1 protein-coding gene and 1 pseudogene are annotated in these 1,616 nt (G+C 62.1%); one reads left to right on the forward strand and one right to left on the reverse strand.

Annotated features, from left to right (window positions below; translation table 11 throughout):
* Positions 1-122 precede the first annotated feature (122 nt).
* A pseudogene (locus tag ABIB80_RS39240) lies at positions 123-260 on the reverse strand (ATP-binding protein); the annotation flags it as partial.
* A 511-nt stretch (positions 261-771) separates the two neighbouring features.
* Here ABIB80_RS39240 and ABIB80_RS39245 point away from each other — a divergent pair.
* Positions 772-1,616: recombinase family protein (locus ABIB80_RS39245; RefSeq protein ID WP_354129645.1), on the forward strand; the 845-nt coding region annotated here is incomplete at its 3' end.

The raw sequence follows: 1,616 nt of genomic DNA on the forward strand, positions 1-1,616 counted from the left end.
GTGCGGATTCCGGGGATTGCGGCCAGGGATTCCGATTGAACGCGACCATGCATTCCGATCGAAGGCGGCCACCTGTTCCGACGAAGGCGGCCGGAGTGTCGTTGCCGGCATGAGGAGTTGGGTCAGGTTTTCTTGGCTGCGTCAAGATTGGCGCGCTGCGCAGTGATCTTTCGCATGCTGTCTCCCTTGAGTGTGAGGCGGTGAGCATTGTGGACGAGCCGATCCAGGACGGCGTCGGCGATGGTCGGGTCACCGAACACGACAGAGTACCCCTATTCTTGAGCGGTTCGTGTCTCACGTCACGATCACCGACCCCCATCATTTTCTGTTTGGGCACCGGCTTGAGGTGCTGAAGGAGCGGTCGGGGCGCGGTCCCGCCTACGTCGTTGTCGCGCTGCCGGACGGACGGCGGCGAGCGGTTCGGATCGCGTCGACGGATCTTGGCGAGATACCAATCACTTCCCGCCCGAATGCCGCCGATCTGCCGCGCATCAGTGCACGTACGCTGATCCCATTGATGCAACATTTGAGCGCGAGTCTGAGCCTTCTCGACAAGAAGGTGATTCGCGATGACCCACCGACCGCTTCCAGGTCGCGTTGCGTATCGACCCCTGCCGACGTTGGCAAATCCAACTGGCCGTCCGACGGCCGAGATTCCGCGCCTGTGGCCGAATCTGTCGACCGCGACGCAAACCCAGATCGCTCAAGTCCTCGCCACGCTGCTGCGGCGAATGCAAGCGGCTCCCGGCACGCCCGGAAGGGGACTGGATCGTGCTGATCAGCTCGACCATCGCTGACGAGCGGCTCACGACTGCGCACCGAGCCAAGTTGGCCTATGTCTACGTGCGGCAATCATCTGTGAACCAGGTGCGCCAGCACCAGGAGAGCACGGAGCTGCAGTACCGCCTCGTCGATCGCGCCATCGGTCTGGGCTGGCCGCCGGAGCGCGTCCAGGTCATCGACGAGGATCTGGGCAAATCCGGCGCTGGCGCTGTGGATCGTCATGGTTTCCAGAAGCTCATTGTCGAGATCGGCCTTGGCAACGCCGGTCTTGTGGTGAGCCTCGACGCTTCTCGCTTGGCCCGCAATAACCGGGACTGGCATCAGCTTCTCGAACTGTGCTCGGTGTTCGGCGTGCTCATTGCGGATGGCGAGCGGCTTTACGATCCGCGCGCCTACCATGACCGCCTGCTGTTGGGTTTGTCCGGCATCATGAGCGAGGCGGAGTTGCATCAGCTTCGGATGCGCCTTCACCAAGGGGAACGCCAGAAGGCGTCGCGGGGCGAACTGCGGCTGCCCCTGCCAGCCGGGCTCGCCTATGATCGAGTGGGCACAATTATTCTCAATCCCGATGAGGAGGTGCAGGCCCGTCTTCATCTCGTGTTCGCCAAATTCCGGGAACTGCAAAGCGCTCGCCGTGTGATGCGGTACTTGGACAGGAACGGATTGTTCTTGCCGGTTCGACCGCTGCTTGGACCATCTCCACACGAGATCGTCTGGCGTGCGCCAGATAGTGCACGCGTCCTTAGTATCCTTCAAAATCCGGCCTATGCTGGGGCGTATGTTTATGGCCGCCGGCAAAAGGATCCAAGCCGATGCCGGCCGGGATCGCTGAC

It is taken from the genome of Bradyrhizobium sp. i1.15.2, assembly GCF_040548425.1.
Taxonomy (GTDB): domain Bacteria; phylum Pseudomonadota; class Alphaproteobacteria; order Rhizobiales; family Xanthobacteraceae; genus Bradyrhizobium; species Bradyrhizobium canariense.